This is a genomic window from Microbispora sp. KK1-11 (assembly GCF_006874435.1).
GTDB lineage: Bacteria > Actinomycetota > Actinomycetes > Streptosporangiales > Streptosporangiaceae > Microbispora > Microbispora catharanthi.
In genome coordinates this window covers 195,017-212,847 of record NZ_VIRJ01000006.1, presented here as the reverse complement: position 1 = coordinate 212,847, position 17,831 = coordinate 195,017, and the positions used below count along the sequence as shown (strand labels likewise).

The 17,831-nt window shown below is 72.6% G+C and carries 20 protein-coding genes; 10 read left to right on the top strand and 10 right to left on the bottom strand.

The annotated features are described in order from the left end of the window. Positions 1 to 6 precede the first annotated feature (6 nt). Positions 7 to 1,230, top strand: a complete 1,224-nt coding sequence (locus FLW16_RS11885; protein WP_260615180.1) for a hypothetical protein — start codon at positions 7 to 9, stop codon at positions 1,228 to 1,230. Between the two features lie 37 nt (positions 1,231 to 1,267). Here the strand turns inward: FLW16_RS11885 and FLW16_RS11880 are convergent, their stop codons facing one another. After that, on the bottom strand, positions 1,268 to 1,831 hold the full coding sequence (locus FLW16_RS11880) for a hypothetical protein (RefSeq protein ID WP_142560051.1): 564 nt from the start codon (positions 1,829 to 1,831) through the stop codon (positions 1,268 to 1,270). A 230-nt stretch (positions 1,832 to 2,061) separates the two neighbouring features. Between FLW16_RS11880 and FLW16_RS11875 the strand changes: the two genes are divergently transcribed. Further along, entirely contained in the window at positions 2,062 to 2,790 is a 729-nt protein-coding gene (locus FLW16_RS11875) for a cyclopropane-fatty-acyl-phospholipid synthase family protein (protein ID WP_142560050.1), read from the top strand. Positions 2,791 to 2,800: 10 nt separating this feature from the next. Here FLW16_RS11875 and FLW16_RS11870 read toward each other — a convergent pair whose 3' ends face one another. After that, on the bottom strand, positions 2,801 to 3,244 hold the full coding sequence (locus tag FLW16_RS11870; protein ID WP_142560049.1) for a hypothetical protein: 444 nt from the start codon (positions 3,242 to 3,244) through the stop codon (positions 2,801 to 2,803). A 144-nt stretch (positions 3,245 to 3,388) separates the two neighbouring features. On the opposite strand from FLW16_RS11870, the gene FLW16_RS11865 reads away from it, so the two are divergent. The 5 genes from FLW16_RS11865 (at position 3,389) to FLW16_RS11845 (ending at position 8,226) form a co-directional block, all read left to right on the top strand. Further along, positions 3,389 to 5,395, top strand: a complete 2,007-nt coding sequence (locus FLW16_RS11865; protein ID WP_142560048.1) for a GAF domain-containing sensor histidine kinase — start codon at positions 3,389 to 3,391, stop codon at positions 5,393 to 5,395. Then, positions 5,392 to 6,030 carry a response regulator transcription factor gene (locus tag FLW16_RS11860; RefSeq protein ID WP_142560047.1) on the top strand — a complete coding sequence of 213 codons (639 nt, stop codon included), beginning with the start codon at positions 5,392 to 5,394 and terminating at the stop codon, positions 6,028 to 6,030. Before FLW16_RS11865 ends, FLW16_RS11860 begins: the two co-directional genes overlap by 4 nt. A gap of 160 nt (positions 6,031 to 6,190) precedes the next feature. After that, positions 6,191 to 6,802 carry an FMN-binding negative transcriptional regulator gene (locus FLW16_RS11855; protein ID WP_142560046.1) on the top strand — a complete coding sequence of 204 codons (612 nt, stop codon included), beginning with the start codon at positions 6,191 to 6,193 and terminating at the stop codon, positions 6,800 to 6,802. Between the two features lie 42 nt (positions 6,803 to 6,844). Further along, positions 6,845 to 7,015, top strand: a complete 171-nt coding sequence (locus FLW16_RS11850) for a hypothetical protein (protein WP_142560045.1) — start codon at positions 6,845 to 6,847, stop codon at positions 7,013 to 7,015. 116 nt (positions 7,016 to 7,131) lie between these two features. Then, positions 7,132 to 8,226: a winged helix DNA-binding domain-containing protein gene (locus FLW16_RS11845; protein ID WP_142560044.1), complete on the top strand. Its 1,095-nt coding sequence runs from the start codon at positions 7,132 to 7,134 to the stop codon at positions 8,224 to 8,226. Between the two features lie 21 nt (positions 8,227 to 8,247). Here FLW16_RS11845 and FLW16_RS11840 read toward each other — a convergent pair whose 3' ends face one another. Beyond that, positions 8,248 to 9,060: an ABC transporter permease gene (locus FLW16_RS11840; protein WP_142560043.1), complete on the bottom strand. Its 813-nt coding sequence runs from the start codon at positions 9,058 to 9,060 to the stop codon at positions 8,248 to 8,250. After that, the gene (locus tag FLW16_RS11835) at positions 9,057 to 9,812 is read right to left on the bottom strand and encodes an ABC transporter ATP-binding protein (protein ID WP_142560042.1); all 756 of its coding nucleotides are present in this window, start codon (positions 9,810 to 9,812) and stop codon (positions 9,057 to 9,059) included. Before FLW16_RS11835 ends, FLW16_RS11840 begins: the two co-directional genes overlap by 4 nt. Positions 9,813 to 9,975: 163 nt before the next feature. On the opposite strand from FLW16_RS11835, the gene FLW16_RS11830 reads away from it, so the two are divergent. Further along, positions 9,976 to 11,154 (top strand): sensor histidine kinase, encoded by a 1,179-nt coding sequence (locus FLW16_RS11830; protein WP_185949375.1) that lies wholly within the window; start codon positions 9,976 to 9,978, stop codon positions 11,152 to 11,154. Beyond that, entirely contained in the window at positions 11,129 to 11,776 is a 648-nt protein-coding gene (locus tag FLW16_RS11825) for a response regulator transcription factor (protein ID WP_260615179.1), read from the top strand. Before FLW16_RS11830 ends, FLW16_RS11825 begins: the two co-directional genes overlap by 26 nt. 70 nt (positions 11,777 to 11,846) lie before the next feature. Here FLW16_RS11825 and FLW16_RS11820 read toward each other — a convergent pair whose 3' ends face one another. From FLW16_RS11820 to FLW16_RS11810, 3 genes are all read right to left on the bottom strand, one after another. Further along, complete coding sequence (locus FLW16_RS11820) at positions 11,847 to 12,830, bottom strand: aldo/keto reductase (protein ID WP_142560039.1); 984 nt, start codon at positions 12,828 to 12,830, stop codon at positions 11,847 to 11,849. Positions 12,831 to 12,856: 26 nt separating this feature from the next. Then, on the bottom strand, positions 12,857 to 13,885 hold the full coding sequence (locus tag FLW16_RS11815; RefSeq protein ID WP_142560038.1) for an NAD-dependent epimerase/dehydratase family protein: 1,029 nt from the start codon (positions 13,883 to 13,885) through the stop codon (positions 12,857 to 12,859). 125 nt (positions 13,886 to 14,010) lie between these two features. Further along, entirely contained in the window at positions 14,011 to 14,856 is an 846-nt protein-coding gene (locus FLW16_RS11810) for an alpha/beta fold hydrolase (RefSeq protein ID WP_142560037.1), read from the bottom strand. 79 nt (positions 14,857 to 14,935) lie between these two features. Here FLW16_RS11810 and FLW16_RS11805 point away from each other — a divergent pair, with 79 nt between their 5' ends. Continuing rightward, on the top strand, positions 14,936 to 15,397 hold the full coding sequence (locus tag FLW16_RS11805; RefSeq protein ID WP_142560036.1) for a MarR family winged helix-turn-helix transcriptional regulator: 462 nt from the start codon (positions 14,936 to 14,938) through the stop codon (positions 15,395 to 15,397). Between the two features lie 72 nt (positions 15,398 to 15,469). On the opposite strand, the gene FLW16_RS11800 is transcribed toward FLW16_RS11805, so the two are convergent. From FLW16_RS11800 to FLW16_RS11790, 3 genes are all read right to left on the bottom strand, one after another. Next, positions 15,470 to 16,105: a LysE family translocator gene (locus FLW16_RS11800; RefSeq protein WP_142560035.1), complete on the bottom strand. Its 636-nt coding sequence runs from the start codon at positions 16,103 to 16,105 to the stop codon at positions 15,470 to 15,472. A 63-nt stretch (positions 16,106 to 16,168) separates the two neighbouring features. Continuing rightward, complete coding sequence (locus tag FLW16_RS11795; protein WP_142560034.1) at positions 16,169 to 17,434, bottom strand: RNA polymerase sigma factor; 1,266 nt, start codon at positions 17,432 to 17,434, stop codon at positions 16,169 to 16,171. Continuing rightward, positions 17,431 to 17,829: a YciI family protein gene (locus FLW16_RS11790; RefSeq protein WP_142560033.1), complete on the bottom strand. Its 399-nt coding sequence runs from the start codon at positions 17,827 to 17,829 to the stop codon at positions 17,431 to 17,433. The genes FLW16_RS11795 and FLW16_RS11790 overlap by 4 nt, the downstream gene beginning before the upstream one ends. Positions 17,830 to 17,831 lie beyond the last annotated feature (2 nt).

Here is a 17,831-nt window from a genome sequence, read left to right as displayed (position 1 = left end):
CGGCACGTGACGGCTTTCGTCCAGGAAGCTGAGCACGACCCCGAGCGCGGGGAGCGAACCGGGCCGGACACGGAGGCCGACGGGCACTCGGGCCTCCCCGCCGGCGAGGCCGCCGCGGAACCGCTGTGGCGCAGCGCCACCGTCCGGGACGCCCTGCTGCTGTGGGTGGGCACCAGGGCGGGCATGCTCCTCGTGGCGGTCTACGGAATCCTGATCGTCTCCGGTCAGAACCACGCCCCGCTGCTGGAGCGGTGGAAGTTCTGGGACGTCGACCTGTTCCGGAAGATCGCGGAGTTCGGCTACGACGGCGATCCGAAGCTGGAGCCCGATCCGGGGCTGCCGGCGTTCTTCCCCGGCCTGCCGCTGGCGCTGCGGCTGGTCCATCTGGTGGTGGACGACTGGACGCTGGCCGGGCTGATCATCTCGTTCGCGGCCGGTGCGGTGGCCGTCGTGGCACTGGCCCGGCTCGCCGATTTCGAGGGGCCCGCCGGGGCGGGGCGCTGGGCCGTCCTGGCGCTGCTGCTGTGTCCCCCCGCCGTCTTCCTGTTCGCCGGCTACTCCGAGGCGCTGTTCCTCGCCTTCGCGCTGCCCGCCTGGCTGGCGGCCCGCCGTCGCACCTGGCCGCTGGCCTGCGCCCTGGCCGCCGGGGCGTCCTGCGTACGGATCACCGGACTGTTCCTGGCCGTCGCGCTGATCGTCGAGTTCGTCGTGAGCCGCATCCGGAGGGACGGCTGGGCGGGCTGGTGGCGGGGGGCCTGGCTGGCGCTGCCGTTCGCGCCGATCCTCACGTACGCCGCCTACCAGTACTCCCGTACGGGCGACTGGCTGGCCTGGAACAACGCGCAGCAGACCGGATGGGGGCGCAAACCGGTCTGGCCCTGGGAGGCGTTCCGCGCGACGTGGGACTCGACCGGCGGGGACGGCGGGTTCGCGCCGATGTTCCGCCTCGAGATCGCGGCGGCGATCGTGGGGGTGCTGCTGCTCGTCTGGCTGCTCGTCGCCCGCCGCTGGGCGGAGTTCGTCTACGTCGGGCTGCAGCTGGGCGCGCTGGTCACCTCCACGTTCTACATGTCGATCCCCCGGTCGGCGCTGCTGTGGTGGCCGCTGTGGGTGCTCATCGGCCGGGCGGGCGCCCGCCACCGGTCGGTGATCATCCTCTATGCCGCGGTGATCGGGCCGCTCATGGTGCCGATGATGATGTCCTTCCTCAACAGCTCCTGGACCGGCTGAGCCGCCACCAACCGGGGTGCTCAGCCGACCGCACCCATCACTCGCCCAGGGAGTCCACCTGGACGCGGCACACTCCATAAGGGCCGGTGGATTTCGCCTGCCGTACGGTCTTCCCGTCCACCTTTATCCGGCATGTCACCGTGCCATGGTCGGCGGCGTTCTGCACCCACAGGCTGACTATCGGGGTGCCTTCCGCCAACTGCTGGGACTTGGTGAAGGGCAGGGAGACGCCGGCCTCCTGCTTCAGGTCGAAGCCGGAGGTGTAGGTGATGTTGCCGGCCGAATCAGCTCCGCCGGCCCCCTCGGCCTCGAACACGACCTCGTGCTTGGGCCCGTCCGCGTCCACCGGGAAGCTGGGGAACGGGGTGAGCTGAGAGATGGCCTTGTTGACCTCTTCCGCCCCCTTGTTGGCCGCGACCACCACCACCGCGAAGCACCCGCCGAGGAGCAGCAGGAGAACCACGCCTATGACGGCCAGGATCAAACCCACGTTGGACTTCTTCGGGGGCGGCTGCGGCGGGTAGCCCGGCTGGGGCGGGTAGCCGTACCCGGGGGGCGGGCCGTACGGGGGCTGACCGGGAGGACCTTGCTGGTACGCCATCGTGGGGAACTCCGGGGGGTGTTCGAAAACCTTGACGGAGTTGGGACGGGCGGCGTCTCCGGTTGGGTTACCCTTCGCTGGAGGGAGAGATCGGATCGTTAGCAAGATCCTTGTCGTATGGCGCAACGTCGGCTCGTCCGGGCGTCACCGCGTGTGCGGTCGCCACGCCACGGAATCTCACCGGATAAATGCAGATGCAGGGGCTCGGTCCGACTTGTAAGCATGGCGAGGTGGATCGACAACTGCTCAGCGCCATCGCCCATCGTGATCACCCCATCGCCGCGCCCGTCTCGGCCGCCAACCTCGACCGGCTGCTGCGCCGCGCCGCGCTGCGGGAGGGAGCACGCATCCTCGACCTGGGATGTGGTGAGGGCGAGTGGTCGCTCCGGGCGCTCGAACTCGTCCCGTCCGCCCGCGCCGACGGCGTGGACATCTCGCCGCACGCCGTGGCGTCCGCGAACGAGGCGGCCGTCAGGCGAGGGGTTGCCGACCGGCTGACGCTGCACACGTCGCCGGCCGACGCCTTCACGGCCGCCCAGCCGTACGACCTGGGGTTGTGCGTGGGCTCGACGCACGCCTTCGGTGGGCTGACGGAGACGATGGAGGCTCTCACCCGGTTCGTACGGCCCGGCGGCCTCGCACTCGTGGGGGAGGGGTACTGGGAACGCACTCCCGCTCCCGGAGTCATCGAAGACATCGGCGAATATCCGGACCTCGCGGGCACGGTGGAGGCCGCCGAGTCCAAGGGGTGGCTGGCCGTCTACGCCCACGTGAGCGACCTGGCGGAGTGGGACGAGTACGAGTGGTCGTGGACCGGGACGCTGGCGCGCTGGGCCGCGGACAACCCGGGACCCGACGGTGAGCAGGCCCTCGCCGTGATGCGGGAGCACCGCGACATGTGGCTCAACGGCTACCGGGGTGCCCTCGGTTTCGTCACCCTGCTCCTTCGGCGCGTCTGATCCCCGGCGGTCAGCGGCGCAGCAGCCGTACCAGGCGGAATCCCGCCAGGAGGCCCACTCCGAGGTGGGCCGTGACGAGGGCGATCTGGAAGACCCGCTGGCCCGCCGTGAGGTCGGCGGCGTAGCCGCCGTCGTAGAAGCCCGACATGAAGGCGAGCACCCCGGCGATGACCAGGAGGACCGAGGCGGGGACGGCGACGCCGCGGCGACGCCGGGTCGCGCCGATGACCAGCAGGACCTGGGCGATCATCATCGGAATCGGCGCCGACAGCCGCGCCTGCGGCCCGAGGGCGTCGAGCAGGGTCGGGCTGAGGCCCGCGGACAGGGAGATGATCGCGCCGGCGACGTCCATGGCGAGCAGCAGGCCCACGCCGGCGACGAGCGCGGACGAGAGCGGGCGGGCGGCGGGCACGGTGGTGGGTGTGGCGGTGGGTGTGGCGGTGGGTGCGGACATGTCCTCTCCTCGAAGAACGCAGTGGTTGGTTGCGGGTTCGAGGGTCCGGCGCGGGACGTCCGGCCGGCATGAGCCGTCGGTCCTGCGCAAGACGGGACATCTCGTCCCGTGACGACGGGACACGCGGATGGCAACATCCCCTTCATGACGGACAGATCGGCCCGGCGCGCCGCCGTGGCGGCGGGCGCGCTGCTCGTCCTGGTCCTCGGGACGCTGGTCGTCGAGCCCAGGCTGCGGCAGCTGGGCGTGACGGGGATCGTCGAACGGTTCGACGCCTTCCGCGCGGTCGCGGCGCTGTCGTTCGGCGTGCCCGGCCTGTTCGTGGTGGCGCAGCGGCCGGGGAGCCGGGTCGGCTGGGTGATGGTGGTCGTAGGCACGGCCCAGGGGCTCGGGCTCGCCCTCGGCGCGTACGGCCTGCTCGGCATCAACGACGGCGTCAACGACAGCGTCGACGACGGCATCGGCCTGCCGGGGGACGAGTGGGCGATGTGGGTGTCCAACTGGGTGTGGATCCCCGCCTACCTCCTGGTCCCGACGATCTTCTTGCTGATCTTCCCGGACGGCCGGCTCCCCTCGCGCCGATGGTGGCCCGCGTCGGCCGCGGCGTACGCCGGCATCGGGGTGAACACGCTCGACTGGATGCTCCGCCCGGTGACCTACGAGCAGGTCCCCGGGCTCTTCCCGAAGGGGTACACCGGCGTGCTGGCCGGACTCACCGGGGTTCCTGACGTCCTCAGAGCCGCGGGCACGGTGTGCACGGTCGGCGCGGTGCTCGCCGCGGTCGGCTCGCTCGTCGGCCGTTACCGGTCGGCGGACGAGGAGGTGCGACGGCGGCTCCAATGGGTGCTGGCCGCCGCGCTGCTGACGGTGGGCCTGCTCGGCGTCGCCCTGTTCGTGCCGTGGGGGCCGGTCATCGTGGCGCTCGCCGCCGTACCGCTGCCGGTGGCGGTGTCGGTGGCCGTCGTCGCGCACCGCCTCTGGGACCTCGATCTCCTGCTGTCGCGCGCGCTCGCGTTCGGCGCCGTCAGCGTCGCCCTGCTGGCCGCGTACGCCCTGGTCGCGGCCACGCTCGGCAACGCGATCGGCTCCGGCGCGTCCGCGCTGATCGTGGCGCTCGCGGTGCACCCTCTCTACCTGCGGGTGTCCGCCGCCGCGAACCGCCTCGTGTACGGCGATCGCGACGATCCTGCACGCGCGCTGCGCCGCCTCGGTGTGCGGCTCTCGGACGCGGGTGCGCCCGGTGACCTCCTGGAGCGGATGGCCGCGGAGGTCGGGCGGGTCCTGCGCATCCACTACGTGGCCGTCGAGGAGCCGGGTGCGGTCGTGGCCTCCTGGGGCCGCCCCGGCGGCGTCGGCGTCGACGCGACTGAGCGTGTTCCGCTCCTCTACCAGGGCGAGCGGGTCGGCACGCTGGTGCTGGGGGAGCGGCTGCGCCCCAAGGACCGTGCGCTGCTGGCGCAGCTCGCGCCGCACGTCGCGGTGGCCGTGCGGGCGCACCGCCTCGGGGCCGATCTCGAGCGTTCGCACGGGCGGCTGCTTGCGGCCCGGCAGGAGGAGCGTGACCGGCTGCTCTACGAACTCCACGACGGGCTCGGCCCCACGCTGGCGGCCCTCGCGCTGCAGGTGGACCGCGGCCGGCGCCTGGTCGACACCGACCCCGAGGGGGCCAAACGGGTGATGGACGAGCTGTCCGGCCGCATCCGCGGCACGGTCGAGAACGTCCGTGCGATCGTCAACGACCTGCGCCCGCCGCCTCTGGACACGCTGGGGCTCACCGGCGCGCTGGCCGAGCTCGGCAGGGGCTTCGCGGGCGACCTCGCGGTCGAGGTGGAGGCCCCGCCCGACCTGCCCGCCCTTCCGCCGCCGGTCGAGCTGGCCGCCTACCGGATCGCGGCCGAGGCCATGACGAACGCCGTACGGCACGCCATGGCGTCCCGGTGCACCGTCAGCCTGCGGGCGAGCGACGCGCCGGGCGTTCTGGAGTTGCGGGTCGACGACGACGGCGTCGGGGTGGGGGCTCCCGCCCGCCACGGGTTCGGCCTCGCCTCGATGCGGCGCCGGTCCGAGGAGCTCAACGGCACCTTCGAACTGCTCGACCAGGCCGGGGCGGGCACGCACCTGGTCGTACGGCTTCCGCTGGCGGTCCGATGATCCGCGTCATGGTGGTGGAGGACCACCCGGTGTTCGCCGAAGGGCTGGTCGCGCTCTTCCGTGATCTGCCCGAGGTGGAGGTCGCGGGGGTGGCGAGCACCGGCGAGGCGGCCGTCGAGCTGGTGGACCAGGTCGCTCCCGACGTCGTCCTGATGGATCTGCATCTGCCGGGCATGAGCGGGATCGAGGCGACCTCGCGCATCACGGCCCGGCATCCCGAAGTGGCCGTGCTGGCCCTGACCATGCTGTCCGACGACGCGTCGATCCTCGCCGCCGTACGGGCCGGAGCCCGCGGCTACCTGCTCAAAGAGGCGACGCCCGCGGACATCGTGCGCTCGCTGGAGGCGGTGGCCTCGGGACAGGTCGTGTTCGGCGCGGCGACCGGAAGCAGGGTGCTGGCCGCTCTCACCGCGTCGGCCGTACGGCCCCGGCCGGTGCCCGAGCTGACGGAACGCGAACTGGAGGTGCTCGACCTCGTCGCCGCCGGTCTCACCAACCACGCCATCGCGCGGCGCCTGTATCTGAGCGAGAAGACCGTACGCAACCACGTGTCGAACATCTTCGCCAAGCTCGGCGTCTCCGATCGCGCGGCGGCGGTGGCGCGCGCCAGGGACGCCGGCCTCGGCGGGCGGTAGGGGGCCGGCGCCTATCACTTCCTCACGTCCTCTTGACCGCGATGACGGATTTCACCAGTCCGCCCAGCCGCTCGAAGCGGAAATGTCACGGACATTCAGCGGCGAAGAGCGCCGGAAACCGGCGCGGTATGTCACCGCGGCGAGTGCGTACAGTGAAGGGGTGCTGATCCATCCCTGGGACGCCGCCACGGACGAGGAGGCGCTGGCGTTCGTCCGCGCGAACGAGTTCGGTCACCTCATCGCGTCCGGACGCGATCGCGACGTGCCGGTGGTCGTGCCGACGCAGTTCCTCCTCGCCGACGCCTCCACGATCCTGCTGCACCTCGCCCGGCCGAACCCCGTCTGGTCGGCGATCGAGGAGAACCCCGCCGTGGTCATGGCCGTGGCCGGTGACTGGGCGTACGTCGAGGGGGCGTGGAAGGCGCTGCCCGGCACCGGCGAGGATCCCCGGCTCGGCGTCCCCACGACGTATTACGCGGCCGTCCAGCTGGTGTGTCACGCGGAGATCGTCGACGACCCCGACGGGAAACTCGGCATCCTGCGTGCCCAGCTCGCCCGTCTGGACCACGATCTCGCCGACCCCGCCGAGCATCACCGGCGGCTGCCGGGCATCCGCGGCCTCCGGCTGGCCGTCCAGAAGGTCGACGGCAAGTTCAAGTACGGCGGGAACGTGGACGGGGCCCACCGCCGCTACGTCGCCGAACGCCTCGCGGAGCGGGGCGGCCCCGGCGACCGCGCCGCCCGCGAGCACCTCCTGCGCCGGCTCGGCTGACACCCGAAGGAACCGCGTCGCGCAGTGAGCAGGAGACGGTATGTGGCAAGAGGGGTGCCGGGCGGCTACCGGATCTGGGACAACAAAGCCCGCCGATGGTGGGGAGATCTCTACGAGCTGTGCCCCGACGATCTGCTGAACGAACTGAACGGCGGCGCGAACCACGAGAAGATCACCGCTCTGCTCAAACGGTACCGCGCTCTCAAGCGCTGAACGGTCGCCCGTGCTGGGCAGGCATACGTCCGATCCGGTCGTGCGCGTGCGAAGAGCTCGCACGACCGCGCACCGGGGGTGCGCGACTTGTCGTACCCGGGGTGTAGAAGTGTGGCGTGGTTGCGGAGACGACCTGGGCGCAGGTGCTCGCCTGGAGGCTGAGACGGCAGTTCGTCGAGCCCGCGGACGGCGGCGACGCGGTGGCGATCGTCCGGCGGCTGTGCGGGGTGCAGGCGCAGGTCGCCTCGTCGGCGGCGCTGGCCGTGGCCGTACGGCATGCGAACCCGCGCCCGGGAGAGATCGAGGACGCCCTGTGGCGTGACCGCACGCTGGTCAAGACCTGGACGATGCGCAGCACGCTCCATCTCCTCCCGGCCGACGAGTTCCCCGCCTACCGCGCCGCCCTCGGGGCGTTGCGCTTCTGGGAGAGAGCCTCCTGGCAGCGCGGTCACGGGGTGTCCGCCCGGGAGATCGAGGCCGTCGTGGACGCCGTTCCGCGCGCGTTGTCCGGCCGGGTGCTGACCCGCGAGGAGCTGGTCGAGGCGGTCATCGAGGTGACCGGGGACGCCCACCTGAGAGAGGCCCTCACGTCCGGCTGGGGCGCGCTGCTCAAGCCGCTCAGCTTCCTGGGCGAGCTGTGCTACGGCCCGCCGCGTGACCGCAGGGTCACCTTCACCACGCCGGCCGACTGGCTTCCAGGCGGCCGGGGGGAGGTGCTCTCGCCGGAGGAGGGGGGAGTGCGCGTGCTCCGCGCGTTCCTCGGCGCCCACGGCCCGGCCACCCCCCGGATGTTCGACGCCTGGCTGTTCCGCGGCGTCACGCCGAAGGCCGCCCTGCGCGGCTGGTTCGGGGAGCTGGAGGGTGAGCTGGCGCAGGTCGAGGTGGAGGGCATGCCCGCCGTGCTGCCGGCGGAGCTTCTCGACGACCTGCTGGCCTGCCCGCCGTCGGAGGACGTGCATCTGCTGCCCGGCTTCGACCAGTTCATCCTGGGCGCGCCGCGTGACCTGGAACCGCTCCTGCCGAAGGCCGTGCGGCCCAAGGTGAGCCGGACGGCGGGGTGGATCTCGCCCGTGGTCGTTCATCGAGGCCGGGTGGCGGGCGTCTGGGAGGCCAAGGAGGGGCGTCCGGTCGTCGAGCTGTTCGAACCGGTGCCGGAGCACCTCCTGGCCGCGGAGACCGACCGCATCGCCATGCTCCTCGACCGGCTGTAGCCCACCGTTGGGCTGGCCCGGTCAGGTCACCTCCTTGCGGAGCACGCGGACCAGGCCGGCGGCCATGGGGATGACGATCCAGAAGGCGACCGATGTCGCGAGCCGGGCGCCCTCGCTCCACGTCATGTCGCCGCTCACCAGGGGAGCGACGGTGGAGTTGAGGTCGAGCCACTCGGCGAGGGTCGCGCCGATGGAACCGAGTCTGCCGACGACGGCCCACAGGACCGGAGTCGACAGGTTGATCACGATCGCGGCGGGTGCGTTGAGGAGCAGCGCGCCGAGGGCGAGTCCCGCGGCGGCCACGAAGACGTTCACCCCGGTCCAGCCGAGCAGCCCGAGAGGCCGGACCTCCCAGACGGCGGGCATGTTCCGGACCCCGGCCACGGCGGCCGTGACCGGCACCGCGACCAGCATGGCGAACAGGGAGAGCGCCACCGCCGCGAGCAGGGGCGGCAGGCATTTGGCGGCGAGGACCCGATGACGGCGCGGTTCGAGCACGAAGGTGGTCAGCGCCGTGCGGTGCGCCCACTCGCCGGTCACCGTGAGGATGCCGAGCACCGGGAGCAGGGTGCCGAGGGCGATCCCCGCCGTGCCCACCAGGGTCTGCAGCTTCGGCCCGGCGACGGCGCCGCGCGCGGCGACGGACGCGACCACCAGCCCGACCATGACCAAAGCGATGATCTTGCCGCTGCGGGTGTCGGCGAGCTTGCGGGCTTCGACGATGAGCAGTCTGCGGAACGGGATCGGCCGGTCGGCGTTCATCTTGTCGTCCTTCGTGACGGGGCTCGGCGCGGCCCCCGCGATGTCGTCCGGGTGGTGCGCGGCGCGGCTCATGCGGCGCCTCGGCCCACGTCGGCGCCCGGGGACGTGCCGGCGCCCTGGCTCCGGTCCGTGTGCGCGGTCAGTTCGAGGAAGGTCTCTTCGAGGCCGCGGCCCCGGCTCAGCTCGTCGACCGTGCCCTGGGCGAGCACGCGGCCCCGGCCGATCATCACGATGCGATCCGCGGCCTGTTCCACCTCGTGCAGCAGGTGCGAGCTGAGCAGCACGGCACACCCGGCCTCGGCGAGGTCGCGCAGCAGGCGGCGCATCCAGTGGATCCCCTGAGGGTCGAGGCCGTTGGCGGGCTCGTCCAGGATGAGCACCTCGGGAGCGCCGAGCAGGGCGTGCGCGATGCCGAGCCGCTGGCGCATTCCGAGTGAGTAGCCGCCGATCGTCCGCCGGCTCTCCCGCTCGGTCAGCCCCACCAGGTCGAGCACCTCGCCGACCCGGGTCCGCGGCAGTCCGAGCGTCATCGCGCCGAGCGTCAGGACCTCCCTGCCGGTGCGGCCCGGATGCTGGGCCCCGGCGTCGAGCAGGGTGCCGACCCACAGGCCCGGGCAGGCCATCTCGGCGTACGGCACGCCGAGGACGGTCGCCGAACCGGAGGAGGGGCGGGCGAGTCCGACCAGGATGCGCAGGGCCGTCGACTTACCGGCGCCGTTGGGCCCGAGGAAGCCGGTGACGCTCCCGGCCCCGACGGTGAAGGTCACGTCGTCGAGCGCCTTCACCTTCCCGTAGATCTTGCTGACGTTTCTGAACTCGATCATGCCGCCCAGTCCACCGCGAGGGCGGACGCCGCCGCATCGGACCGGGGTCCGGTGCGTCTCGACGCGGGGCCCGGCCTTTCGGTCGCGGGCGATACCCACGGTTGTCCACAGGTCGACCCAGGTCGCTAATAGCTGTCCGGTGTGGTCCCTAAGCTGTGGGGCTGTGCACGGCCGACCGGACTACCAGCCACCCCTCGACAGGCAGGGTGTCGCGCTGCGTTACCTGTGCGCCGTGGTGCCCATGCTCTTCCACGGCACGGTCCTGGCCTGGCTCGTCCTGCACGACGGCGACCGTCTCCCGAAGGCGCTGATCGACACGGCGCTCGGCCTGATCGGGCTGGTCCTGATGCGGTGGCGGCGCCGGTGGCCGTGGCAGATCGCCCTGGCGACGGCCCTGCTGACCACGTTCTCGGCCACGGCGACGGGTCCCGCGCAGGTCGCGTACGTGTCCCTGGTGACCCATCGCCGATGGAGCCGGACGATCCCGGTCGCGGTCGTGTCCGCGGTGTGCCTGCTGGCCGGCGGGGCCGTGGGCGGCATAGACCAGGCCACGGTCGTCTCCTCGGTGTCGGGGCTGACGATTCTCGGCGGGCTGACCGTGTTCGGCCTCTACCTGCGCGGACGCCGCGACCTGGAGTTGTCCCTGCGCGAGCGGGCGCGGGCCGCCGAGCGTGAGCAGCGTCAGCGGATCGACCAGGCGCGGCTGGCGGAACGGGTCAAGATCGCCCAGGAGATGCACGACGTGCTCGCGCACCGGATCTCCCTGCTGGCGATGCTGGCCGGCGGCCTGGCCTACCGGACCGATCTCGGCCCGGAGCAGACGCGCGAGGCCGCGCTGGCCATCCAGGAGAACGCGCACCAGTCGCTCAACGAGTTGCGCACGGTGCTGCGCACGCTCCGCGACGACGGCGCCGTGGAGGCGCCGCAGCCCGACCTGGCTCATCTGGACGCGTTGTTCGGCGAGGTCCGCGCCGCAGGCCAGCGGGTCGAGGTGGACGACAGCATCGACGGCCGGGAGTCGCTGCCCGCGCAGACGGGCCGGCACGCCTACAGGATCGTGCAGGAGGCGCTGACCAACGCGCGCAAGCACGCGCCCGGCGCCGGGGTCACCGCCGAACTCGGCGGACGGCCGGGGGAGGGCCTGCGGATCCGGGTGACGAACCCCACCCGCTCCGGCTCGGCTCCCGGCCCGGGCGGCAGGCTGGGCCTGGTGGGCCTGGCGGAGCGGACGAGGATGGCGGGCGGCACCCTGAGCCATACGATCCAGGACGGGCGATTCATCCTTGATGTCCGATTGCCATGGGAGGCTGCGGATCGTGACCCGGCTGGTGATAGTGGATGACGACGCGATGGTGCGGACCGGGCTGCGTCTCATCCTCGGAGGCGAACCCGACTTCGACATCGTCGGCGAGGCCGAGGACGGGCTGCGCGCCATGGACGTGATCCGCGACCTGCGTCCCGACGTGGTGCTGCTGGACATCCGGATGCCCAACCAGGACGGGCTGACCACCACCGAGCTGCTGCGGGCGCAGCCCGGCCCGCCGCGGATCCTCGTGCTCACCACGTTCGACGCCGACGACATGGTGCTGCGGGCCCTGCGGCTCGGCGCCGACGGCTTCCTGCTGAAGGACACCCCGCCGCCCCGGATGATCGAGGCGGTCCGCGCCGTGGCGAAGGGCGAGCCCGTGCTGTCGCCGAGCGTCACCCGGCAGGTGATCGCCGCGGCGACCGGCGGGTCCGGACCGGCCCTCCCGCGGGCGCGGGAGGAGCTGGGCAGGCTCACCGAGCGCGAACTCGAGGTCGCGGTCGAGGTGGCGCACGGCAGGTCGAACGCCGAGATCGCCGAGCGTCTCTACATGAGCGTCGCCACCGTGAAGGCGAACATCACCAGGATCTTCGCCAAACTCGGCACCGACAACCGCGTCCAGGTGGCGATGAAGGTGCGCGACGCCGGTCTCCTGTGAGCGCCGCTTCCCGTACGCGCCCTACCCCCGGGCCGGCACCTGACCGAGAACCGGGAAGCCGGGCGGACGATCAGTCCAGCCAGGCGGCGGGAGAGGGCAGGTGCCGGTCGAGTTCGTCCCACAGACCCGGCGGGATCGGCGTGGTCGCGAGGCTCAGCGTCTCCTCGAGCCGCTCGGGTTCCGAGACGCCGACGATGGTGGACGCCACCCGGGGATCGCGCAGCGAGAACTGCAGCGCGGCGGCGGCGAGGGGCACGCCGTGCGCGTCGCAGACCCGCCGCATGGCGCGGACCGCGTTCCGGACGGACTCGCCGGTGTCCCGGTAGGCGTAGCGGGGCTGGGCGTCGGGTCCCTTGACCAGCATCCCGCCACCGTACGGCGCGCCGTTGACGAAGGCGACGCCGCGATCGCGGGCCTCGTCGAGCAGCGGGCCGGCCTCGCGGTTCACCAGCGTCCAGCGGTTGTGGCTGATCACGGCGTCGAACACGCCGGTGGCGACATACCTGCGCAACAGGCCGACAGGGCCACCCGCGATGCCGAGATGGCCGGCGACGCCGGCGTCCCGCAGCGCGACCAGCGCCTCCACCGCACCGCCCGGGCCCATGGCCTCCTCGAAGGTGATGTGGAATTCGGGGTCGTGCAGGTACAGCAGCGGCACGTGGCCGACGCCGAGCCGTTCCAGGCTCTCCTCGGCCGAACGGCGCACGCGCTCGCCGGAGAAGTCGCCGGTGTCCGGGTCGGCGTCGACCTTGGTGGCCAGGACGAATCCGTCGGGCACGCCGTCGCGGCGGCGGACCACGGCGCCGATGCGTCGTTCGGCGCTGCCGCCGCCGTAGTTGTTCGAGGTGTCGAGGAAGTTGAACGGCCCGTCGAACACGGCCTCCACCGTGGCCCGCGCTCGCTGCTCGCCGACCTCGTACCCGTACAGTCCCGGCATGCTCGCCAGGGGACTGGTGCCGACGCAGATCGGCGTCACCGCCAGGCCGGTGCGCCCGAACGGCCGGCGCAGCGCCGGGTCCGGGACCGTCAGGTCGTCGCGGGAATCGAGGGGCATCGGGAGCGTCCTTCCGTCACGAGCCGTCAGCGGTGGCCGGGCGCCAGGCGTGCCACGGCCGCCGAGGCGATCCGGTGTCCTTCGGCCAGCCGGGCCAGCACCGCGTCGGTCGCGGCGTCGGGCCGGGTCTCCTCCCGGTGGGCGGACCGCCAGGCGTGCAGTCGCCTGGCCCCTTCCGCCCAGGTGACGACCGGCCGGAACGACGGGACGAACCGCCTGATCTTCGTGGTGTCGAACAGGGCGGTGTGCTGGAGGTCGCCGACGATCAGGTCGGACCAGAACCAGTCCGGCGCGACGAGCGGCAGGAACTCCGCGGGCAGGTGGAGGAGCCGGGCCGGTGCCGCGGCCGCCCTCCCGACGACCTCGTAGATCTCGTTCCAGGTCAGCGCCTCGTCGGAGGTGATGTGGAAGTCCTCGCCGAGCGCCTGCCAGGCGCCGATCAGGCCGACGAGGCCGACGGCGAAGTCGTCCGCGTGCGTCAGGGTCCACAGGCTGGTGCCGTCGCCGGGCACCACGATCTCGTCGCCGCGCGCGACCCGGTCCCACGCCGTCCAGTCGCCGGGAAGCGGCGGGTGCGCGTCGTCGTAGGTGTGCGAGGGGCGCACGATCGTGACGGGGAAGTCGCGCTCCTCGTAGGCGCGGCGCAGGACGTCCTCGGCGGCGATCTTGTCTCGTGCGTAGGCGAGGTAGGGGTTGCGCCGGGTGGTCGATTCCGTGAACGGCGCCCGCCGCACCGGCTTGTGGTAGACGGAGGCGCTGCTGATGTAGACGTACTGGGCGGTGCGGCCGTCCAGCAGGTTCACCGCCGCCGCGGCGTCCTCGGCCGTGTAGCCGAGGAAGTCGACGACGCAGTCGTACGTCCTCCCGGTCAGGGCCCGGCGCAGCGCGTCGCGGTCCCGCACGTCGGCGGTGAGCGTCGTGACCCCCTCGGGCAGGGGACGGCGCCGGGCGGTGTGGCCCCGGTTGAGCACGTGGACGTCAAGGCCCCGGCGCACCGACTCGGCCACGCAGGCCGAGCTGATCGTTCCGGTGCCGCCGATGTAGAGGACCTTCACGCGGACTCCGAATCATGTGGCGGCGACGGGTCGTGCCGCACCCGTCCGGCGGGTATCGGCCGACTCGAAACCTTTCGGGAAATTTGTGAAAATTGTCGGTTTCTGCAGCAACTTAGAGCGCGGCGTCAGCCCACGTCAAGAGCGTCGTCACCGGAGCCTGCCAGGAGTCCGCGGATGCGGGTGGCGTACGCGCGGGGGTGGGTCGTGCCGCCGTTGTGCCCGCCGGGAAACTCCCGCGCCTCGACCCCGAGGAGCGCGGCGAGCTCCTGTGCGCACCGGTAGTCGAAGACGTGCCGCGGCGTGGTTCGCCCGAAGGCCGGGACGACGCGGACCGGGGTGTCCCCGAGCGCGGCGACGTCCAGCGTGTCGCGGGCGATCGCGGTGAAGTCGTTGCGGATGAAGAAGTCGAAGCCGGCCCGCCGCCGGTCGTTCAACGGATGCGGGGTCAGCCCGGGCTCGGTGTCCTGGGCGACGGGGTCGATGCCCAGGGTTTCGGCGATCTTGACGAACGCGTCGGCGAGGCCGCGCTCACGGTAGAGGTGCTGCAGCTCCTCCAGCTCCCGCACGTGACGGGCACGTTCGGAGGCGGGCAGGAGACCGGGGGTGACCGGCTCGTGCGCGATCAGGGTGTGGAGCTGTTCCGGATGCTCGACGGCCAGGTGCAGCCCGATGGCCGCGCCGAAGCTGCATCCGAGCATGTACGCCGGCCGGTCGGTCACGGCGGCGAGCAGGCGGTGGACATCGTCGGCATGGTCGGCCATGGTCGCGCCGCCGCCGGAGTCGTCGAGGGTGCTGCGGGACAGGCCGCGCCGGTCGTAGGTGATGACGGTGTGGTCGCCGGTGAGGTGCCGGACCAGGTCGGTGGTGCGGTCCGCGTCGCCCTCCCCGCTCTGCGAGATGAGGAGCACGGGCCCGGTGCCGTGCACCTCGTAGTAGATGGTGGCGCCGTTCGTGCGGAGCGTGCCGTTCATGGGGGCGTCCTCTCGGATCGGGTGATCCGGACGATAATCCATCAAATCTGATGCATCAAGTTTGATGTATTGTGGAGTGGTGAACGGAGTCGACCTCTTCCTGCTCGGCAGGACCCTCATGAAGATCGGCGAAGAGGCCATGCCGGTCGGGGACATCAGCCCGTCGAGAACGACGCAGGCCGCCAGTGTCCGGACCGTGCTGGTGGTCGTCGCCGACCTGCGCGCCCATCCGGAGACCTCCGTAGGGGAGATCGCGGCCCGCACGGGGTTGCCGCAGAGCGCGGTGTCGGGGGCCGTCGCCCGGCTGAAGGAGGCCGGGGCGGTCGTGACGGCCCCCGATCCGGCCGACCGCCGCCGGGTCGTGATCAGGCAGGCGCCCGGGCGACCCACGCGCGTGGAGGCCGTACGCGCGGCGGGTGTCGAGGGGCCCCTCGCGGCGGCCCTGGGCACCGACGACCCGGCGCAGGTCGCCGAGGTCGTCGCGGCGCTCGAGTTCCTCGCCCGCCGCCTCGCGTCGGGTTCGGATCCCCGCCGTCCCTGACGCCGGGGGAACCGGCCGGGCCCGCCGCCGGTCGTGTTCCCTGCGCCGTGTTCCGCGCCGTGCTTCCGGGCTCTAATCCGGGGAGGTCACCAGCCGGACGGCCAGGGCGGCGAAGACGGAGCCGCTGACGACGTTCAGGCCGCGGGCGAACCGGCGGCTGCGCCGGAGCAGCGCCGCGAGCCGTCCCGCGAGGGTGCCCACCGTGGCGTCGACGCCGAGGCCGAGCAGCACCAGGGTCAGCCCGAGGATCAGGAACTGGACGGTGACATGGCCCAGGGCCGGGTTCACGAACTGCGGCAGAAACGCGATGTTGAACAGGATGACCTTGGGGTTGAGCAGGTTCGTGACCATGCCCTGCCAGAAGGCGCGCAGGCGGCGCGGGTCGGGACCGGCCAGGGGCGCCTCGTCCCCGCCGGCGGTGCCGCGGTCACGGAACGCCTTCACCGCGAGGTACACGAGATAGGCGGCGCCCGCCCATCGCAGCACCTGGTAGAGCACCGGCAGGTGCGCGAACAGCGCCGACAGCCCGGACATCGCGGCCAGGGCGTGCACCAGGGCGCCGCAGGCCACGCCCACGGCGGCCAGCACGCCGGTGGCCGGGCCGCCCCGCCCGCCCATGGCCACGATGAACATCATGTCGGGCCCCGGAGCGACGCACAGGGCCGCCGCCGCGACGACGAAGGCCAGGTAAAGGGAGAGGTCGACCATGACGCCATCCTCCACGGTTCCGGCACCGGCGCACCGCCGCGATCCACGTGCTGAGACGGCGGGTCAGCGCGGCTTCACGCCGAGACGGGCGGCGCGGGCGGTCAGGTAGCCGCGCTCGGGCAGGCTGGCCGTGAGGCTCGCCGCCGCGCGGTAGTCCTCGACGGCCGCCGTCAGGTCGCCGGCCATCTCCAGCAGGTGCGCGCGCGCCGTGTGCAGGCGGTGGTGCCCCGCCAGCGGGCCGTCGGCCAGCGGTTCGAGCAGCGCCAGCCCGGCGGCGGGACCGTGCACCATGGCGGCGGCGACGGCGCGGTTGAGGGAGACCATCGGGTTGGGCGACATGCGCTCCAGCAGGCCGTACAACGCGAGGATCTGCGGCCAGTCGGTCTCCTCGGCGGTCGCCGCCTCGTCGTGCACCGCGGCGATCGCCGCCTGGATCTGGTAGGGCCCGGCGGCGCCCCGGCGCAGGGCGGCCGTGAGCAGCGCGATGCCCTCGGCGATCGCCTCGCGGTCCCACAGGCCGCGGTCCTGCTCCTCCAGCGGGACGGGGACACCGCCCGGACCGGTCCTGGCGGGCCGCCGGGCGTCGGTCAGCAGCATCAGCGCGAGCAGCCCGGCCGCCTCGCAGTCACCGTGCGGGGAACCTCGCAGCAGGCGATGCAGCGTCCTGGCCAACCGGATCGCCTCGCGGGACAGCTCGACGCGGTGCAGGCCGAGGCCGCCGCTGGCGGCGTACCCCTCGTTGAAGATGAGGTAGAGCACGTGCAGCACGGCGGCGAGCCGCGCGGAGCGCTCCTCCGGCTCCGGCATGCGGAACGGCACCCCCGACGCCCTGATGCGCTGCTTGGCCCGGCTGATCCGCTGCGCCATCGTCGCCTCGGGCACCATGAAGGCTCTGCCGATCTCGGCCGTGGTCAGCCCGCCGACGGCCCGCAGGGTCAGGGCGATGGCGGACGCGGGCGTCAGCGCGGGGTGACAGCTCAGGAACAGCATGACGAGCGTGTCGTCCCCGTCCGCCTCGTGCGTCAGGTCGGCGGCCGGGGAGGTCCAGTGGCCGGCGGGAGCCCGCGCGGCCACCAGTTCCTCGCGGCGGCGGCGTGCCTGCTCGCCCCGCACCTGCTCGATCATCCGCCGGTACGCGACCTGGACCAGCCAGCCCTTCGGGCTGTCCGGCACGCCCTCGGCGGGCCACTGGGCGAGGGCGTCGAGCAGTGCCTCCTGGACCGCGTCCTCGGCCGCGTCGAAGTCGCCGAACCTGCGGGTGAGCACGCCGACGACCTGCGGCGCCAGCGGGCGCAGCAGGTCGTCGACGTGCGGGTGCGGACCGTTCACAGTTCCTGGGGCGGAGCCGACATCACCTGACGCACCTCGATGGGCATGTTGAGCGGCTCGCCGTTCAGGCCGGGCGCCGTCGAGATGTGGCCCGCCAGCTCGTACGCACGCTCGGGTCCCTCGCAGTCGACGATCCAGTAGCCGACCAGGAACTCCTTCGTCTCCGGGAACGGGCCGTCGGTGACGACGGGGACGCCGCCCTCGCCGGCCCGCACGATCCGCGCCTGGTCGGGCATCGCCAGTCCCTGGGCGTCCACGAGCTCGCCGGCCTCGACGAGCCCGCGGTTCACGTCGTGCATGAACTCGATGTGCGCCTTGACGTCCTCCGGCGACCAGGTGTCCATCGAGGAGATGCCGCTCTGCGGGCCGAACTGCATCAGCAGCATGTACTTCATGT

What these genes read in the sequence shown, in the direction of transcription:
- FLW16_RS11880 (WP_142560051.1), bottom strand. Translation starts at nt 1,831, where the DNA reads ATGGCGTACCAGCAAGGTCCTCCCGGTCAGCCCCCGTACGGCCCGCCC.
- FLW16_RS11870 (WP_142560049.1), bottom strand. Translation starts at nt 3,244, where the DNA reads ATGTCCGCACCCACCGCCACACCCACCGCCACACCCACCACCGTGCCC.
- FLW16_RS11865 (WP_142560048.1), top strand. Translation starts at nt 3,389, where the DNA reads ATGACGGACAGATCGGCCCGGCGCGCCGCCGTGGCGGCGGGCGCGCTG.
- FLW16_RS11860 (WP_142560047.1), top strand. Translation starts at nt 5,392, where the DNA reads ATGATCCGCGTCATGGTGGTGGAGGACCACCCGGTGTTCGCCGAAGGG.
- FLW16_RS11840 (WP_142560043.1), bottom strand. Translation starts at nt 9,060, where the DNA reads ATGAGCCGCGCCGCGCACCACCCGGACGACATCGCGGGGGCCGCGCCG.
- FLW16_RS11835 (WP_142560042.1), bottom strand. Translation starts at nt 9,812, where the DNA reads ATGATCGAGTTCAGAAACGTCAGCAAGATCTACGGGAAGGTGAAGGCG.
- FLW16_RS11820 (WP_142560039.1), bottom strand. Translation starts at nt 12,830, where the DNA reads ATGCCCCTCGATTCCCGCGACGACCTGACGGTCCCGGACCCGGCGCTG.
- FLW16_RS11810 (WP_142560037.1), bottom strand. Translation starts at nt 14,856, where the DNA reads ATGAACGGCACGCTCCGCACGAACGGCGCCACCATCTACTACGAGGTG.
- FLW16_RS11800 (WP_142560035.1), bottom strand. Translation starts at nt 16,105, where the DNA reads ATGGTCGACCTCTCCCTTTACCTGGCCTTCGTCGTCGCGGCGGCGGCC.
- FLW16_RS11790 (WP_142560033.1), bottom strand. Translation starts at nt 17,829, where the DNA reads ATGAAGTACATGCTGCTGATGCAGTTCGGCCCGCAGAGCGGCATCTCC.